Consider the following 4,052-nt stretch of genomic DNA (forward strand, 5'->3'; position numbering starts at 1 on the left):
CCGACTGCTGCGCCTTATCCGGTAACTATCGTCTTGAGTCCAACCCGGAAAGACACGACAAAACGCCACTGGCAGCAGCCATTGGTATCTGGTTTACGGAGCGGAGAGGCGTGTACAAGCATACACAGAGTTCTTGAAGTGTTGACCTGACTACGGCTACACTGGAAGGACAGATTTGGTCACTGCGCTCCGTTTAAGCCAGTTACCACGGTTCAGAAACTTGCCGGTTTCCTGAACCTTCGAAAAACCACCTTGCCGGGTGGTTTTTTCGTTTCAGAGATGGAAGATACGCCTTTCAAAGCGCCATCGTCAAGAAACGCAGTAGCTAGAAAAAATCGTCCTCTAACTCAAAATCAGGCATTACGCCTTTTTTATAATCAGGTGAAATGACTTTTCTATATAAGTTGAACACCCGCTTTTTCTTGTAAAAGAAATCATCCAAATGCTCACCAAACAAATAATCAACATCGATATTCTTATTATTATTCTTAAAAGAGTCTAACCTTTTTAAATCTTTGTTGTACACATTACCTGTAACCCACAAATAATGGTGGATATTCTTTTTTTCTAAATTATTTATTTTATAGTAAGAGTTTATAGTTGGAACCCTTTCTTTCATCCAACGCGTAAGTTCAGTTGAAGGTAAGACCTTAACATTCTTGCACTCTATTATATAAATATCGTCACTACTCTCTAATACAACATCAGCTTCTGCATGCTTACCATTTATCTTATACTCTCTATTAATGTAAATATTACCAAGACCATAAAAATTAGAAATTTGCGAGGATACAAAAAGCTCAAAAATATACCCTCTCAAATTGCCATTCTCTCCAGAAACAGACTCCAGATCTTTAACCATCTGAAGCAACTCATCTGGATGCTTTTCAATGGACAAAGAACCCTGAATCACCCTCGACAACCTGGTTAAGCTTTCATCAACTTTATTACCAAACGCATTTGCTATAGTTACAGCCAGAACCCCCTCACTTCTCAACTTATTGAAGGCTATTTTGCCGAAACGCCTTGCGAAAATAACAAACATTATCCTCTGACTCGCTCGAGAAGACTTGGTCATCTGGACTTTTCTAATGAATGTTTCTGCTGCAGCGGTAGTAATTTCATCACGATTAAAGCCGAGAGAAAAATCACAGGCAACGAAACCAGGCATCAGTTTTCCGCCGACATATTCAGCGAGAGGGGAAACGTAACTTGGAGCGGTCATATCCCATTCAAAAGAGCCTACAACTGGATTTCCCTCCCCATCGTATTTTGTTTTTATCTGATTAAAAGCGACTAGGCCTAAATTCCTCAACCAAGCTTTAACAAGCTCCAATATTGGTTTGTCAAAAAAGGATTCGCAATTTGCCATTGTTCTAATATTAACATCGTTGGCTATGTTGTTATTTATCAGTACGCAATCACCAACTCCATCAATATACACAGCTCTAAGTATTTTTGCCGAAAGTAGATTTCTTAGAACTGTTTCATAACTTAAATGTTTAGCTTGTTTTATAGGAGATCCAGACACAATCCCAAAATCTTTCACCTTCAAATAACCGCCATTATTTATTACGGCAAGTATCGCGTGTGAGTAAGTTGAGTTTGCTTCGTACATGCACTTTTCGAGAGCTCGCCAAAATTTGAAACTGCCAAAATCATCTTTTAGATAAATGAATCTCCTGTTATGGCTGAATTTCAAAAATGGCAGCTTACCTATGTCCGTGCTTCGCGAGATCATTTTACGTATCGCTTCAGGGGACATTGAGGGATGTTGCCACTGAATTCTCTCTGCAAGATCTGAAGAGATGCATGGCCCGCTCATTTCAAGCACTTGTCTAACAACACTTTTTTTCATAGCCTCACCTTATTTCTGTCACACTACGCTATTTATAACATTACACTACGTGTAATAGCGCGCAGGCTTTTTAAAAAAAATGACTATAAAAAACAATTAAAAATCAGATAGTTAATTACTTACTTTAAATTAAGCACAAAGAAATATCGTCTTTATAATTATTTAATCCTTTTAAATCATAAAGATAGCTTTGTGACATTTTTTTATCGAACTATCAGCTACTCCATTTACCATAACATCCGTTGTTCGAACCATAATGGCAGGCTATAGCCTGCCGTAATTCACCGGAAAAAATCATCCACCAAGTCGCTCCACTCATGCCCGGAAAGAGACCACACCGTGTTTATAGGGGGAGGATAACCACTCCTGCAGTACCCGTTTTTTCCCACGAAATCGAATGCCCCGTGCGGGTATCCATTGATCAGCAGTACGCACTTCTGACTGTCTTCTGACCAGCCAATTTTAACGTCAGAAGGAATGTGGCCGTCTGAAACGTCTTCGGCATTGTAGATGTGTACTGCATCCATAATCGGGTTTCCCTCGACGGACTCATCGAGCGCATAGAAATACCCGGTCCGGCCATCATCTTCGAACACGGCGGCCAGCATGCCCTCAGGAGCCAGGCTCTTTATCACCTGCTCCTCCCCGACAACGAGCTGGGCCTGTATCGTCACTAAAATGGTCATCAGGTCTGTTCTCCTTCCCTTGGTTGATTCGCCAGCCAGCTTTCAGACAAGCGGATAATTTACCATAACATCTGTTGCCCGCACCGCCTGAGAGGCCCTCAGGGCGTTTCTGACGGGAAACCGGTAAAACAGGCAACAAACCACCCGAAAACCCGCCAGAAACGCGCAGGCTCTGTTTTTACGGCATGCATGAGTATGCGCGCAAGTGCATAGCGCGGAAATTCACGCCATTCAGCCGGGGTAAGTCCTGTTTCCGATGTTCTTCTTATCCGAAAACGGTGAACGGGGACGCAATTTATTGCGTGGCCGTGAGGCGTTGCCGGCACAGCCGGAAAAACCATTTTCAGCACGTGCAGGAGGCCCAGGAAGAGGGGGCGGATGTACGAATAGTTCAGAGGTCAGATCTGACGTAAAAATGATGTAAAAGTGACGTAAAAGTGATGTACTTTTGATGTAATTCTGTTGTACACCCGCGATCTGACGTAAAAGTGATGTAATTTTGATGTACTTTTGATGTAATTCTGTTGTACACCCGCGTTCTGGGGTAAAAGCAGATGCAATTTTGTAGTTTATGTGTAGTCGCTGAACCCATAGGGTCATACGAGCATGACCCTTTCCCGGAAAAGGACGCTTTTTAGCCAGAATCATCCTTAACCTGCGGCGCCAGCACTCGGGAGTGGTCGTTTTATATACTAAAAAATGACATACACCTAACGCAGCTGCGATTTTCATCGCAACTTCATGAAAAATAAATAAAAAAGAAAAAATAAAGGAATTCTGGGTATTACCGGGGTAATAATATTAAGCGCCAAGACAATGAAAATTAAGGCGATGCCGGTATTACTCCGGTAATACCCACAACGGAGCCATTACGCACCGTCCTGCTGCTCATTCAGGCGCGCTGACAGGCTTCGGTAAAGGCGTTCCGCATCCTCATGGAGTTTCTCGCAGAAATCAGCCTCATGATCCAGATCCAGCTCATTAAGCCTGTCCAGAAGAAGCAGGGACTGATCCTGGATGAATTTAGCCATGTTAACGGCTGTCTTTTGTTGTTTGTTCATGAAGGCCCCGGCGCGAAAGTGCTTACTGTACGTTCTGATGGTTTTCCGCTTCCTCGCTCATTCGCTCACTCCGTTCGGTCATGAGTCTGCGGCGAGCGGAGGGAAGATAAGCAGATAACCTAACGGTAAGCATAACGAAAGCTAAGGACAAGAGCGAAAAGGCCACACCCCGCCGGGGCGTTTTTCCATAGGCTCCGCCCCCCTGACAAGCATCACGAAATCTGACGCTCAAATCAGTGGTGGCGAAACCCGACAGGACTATAAAGATACCAGGCGTTTCCCCCTGATGGCTCCCTCGTGCGCTCTCCTGTTCCTGCCTTTCGGTTTACCGGTGTCACTCCGCTGTTATGGCCGCGTTTATCTCATTCCACGCCTGACACTCAGTTCCGGGTAGGCAGTTCGCTCCAAGCTGGACTGTATGCACGAACCCCCCGTTCAGTCCGACTG

General features: G+C 44.1%; 5 protein-coding genes. 1 reads left to right on the forward strand and 4 read right to left on the reverse strand.

All coding sequences use genetic code 11. The annotated features are described in order from the left end of the window. Positions 1–137: replication initiation protein (locus ABLU50_RS15975; RefSeq protein ID WP_348864851.1), on the forward strand; the 137-nt coding region annotated here is incomplete at its 5' end. A gap of 188 nt (positions 138–325) precedes the next feature. On the opposite strand, the gene ABLU50_RS15980 is transcribed toward ABLU50_RS15975, so the two are convergent. The 4 genes from ABLU50_RS15980 to ABLU50_RS15995 form a co-directional block, all read right to left on the reverse strand. After that, positions 326–1,858: an NERD domain-containing protein gene (locus ABLU50_RS15980; protein ID WP_348864848.1), complete on the reverse strand. Its 1,533-nt coding sequence runs from the start codon at positions 1,856–1,858 to the stop codon at positions 326–328. Positions 1,859–2,139: 281 nt separating this feature from the next. Further along, the gene (locus ABLU50_RS15985; protein ID WP_117282704.1) at positions 2,140–2,544 is read right to left on the reverse strand and encodes a DUF2251 domain-containing protein; all 405 of its coding nucleotides are present in this window, start codon (positions 2,542–2,544) and stop codon (positions 2,140–2,142) included. 231 nt (positions 2,545–2,775) lie between these two features. Continuing rightward, positions 2,776–3,276 (reverse strand): hypothetical protein, encoded by a 501-nt coding sequence (locus ABLU50_RS15990; RefSeq protein ID WP_283012766.1) that lies wholly within the window; start codon positions 3,274–3,276, stop codon positions 2,776–2,778. 137 nt (positions 3,277–3,413) lie between these two features. Beyond that, the gene (locus ABLU50_RS15995; protein WP_001041614.1) at positions 3,414–3,605 is read right to left on the reverse strand and encodes a Rop family plasmid primer RNA-binding protein; all 192 of its coding nucleotides are present in this window, start codon (positions 3,603–3,605) and stop codon (positions 3,414–3,416) included. Between the last annotated feature and the right edge of the window lie 447 nt (positions 3,606–4,052).

The organism is Klebsiella sp. GG_Kp173 (assembly GCF_040062415.1).
Classification (GTDB): Bacteria; Pseudomonadota; Gammaproteobacteria; order Enterobacterales; family Enterobacteriaceae; genus Klebsiella; species Klebsiella quasipneumoniae.

Coding starts and splice junctions, on each gene's coding strand:
- ABLU50_RS15995 (WP_001041614.1), bottom strand. CDS start 3,605: ATGAACAAACAACAAAAGACAGCCGTTAACATGGCTAAATTCATCCAG.
- ABLU50_RS15990 (WP_283012766.1), bottom strand. CDS start 3,276: ATGAAAATCGCAGCTGCGTTAGGTGTATGTCATTTTTTAGTATATAAA.
- ABLU50_RS15980 (WP_348864848.1), bottom strand. CDS start 1,858: ATGAAAAAAAGTGTTGTTAGACAAGTGCTTGAAATGAGCGGGCCATGC.
- ABLU50_RS15985 (WP_117282704.1), bottom strand. CDS start 2,544: ATGACCATTTTAGTGACGATACAGGCCCAGCTCGTTGTCGGGGAGGAG.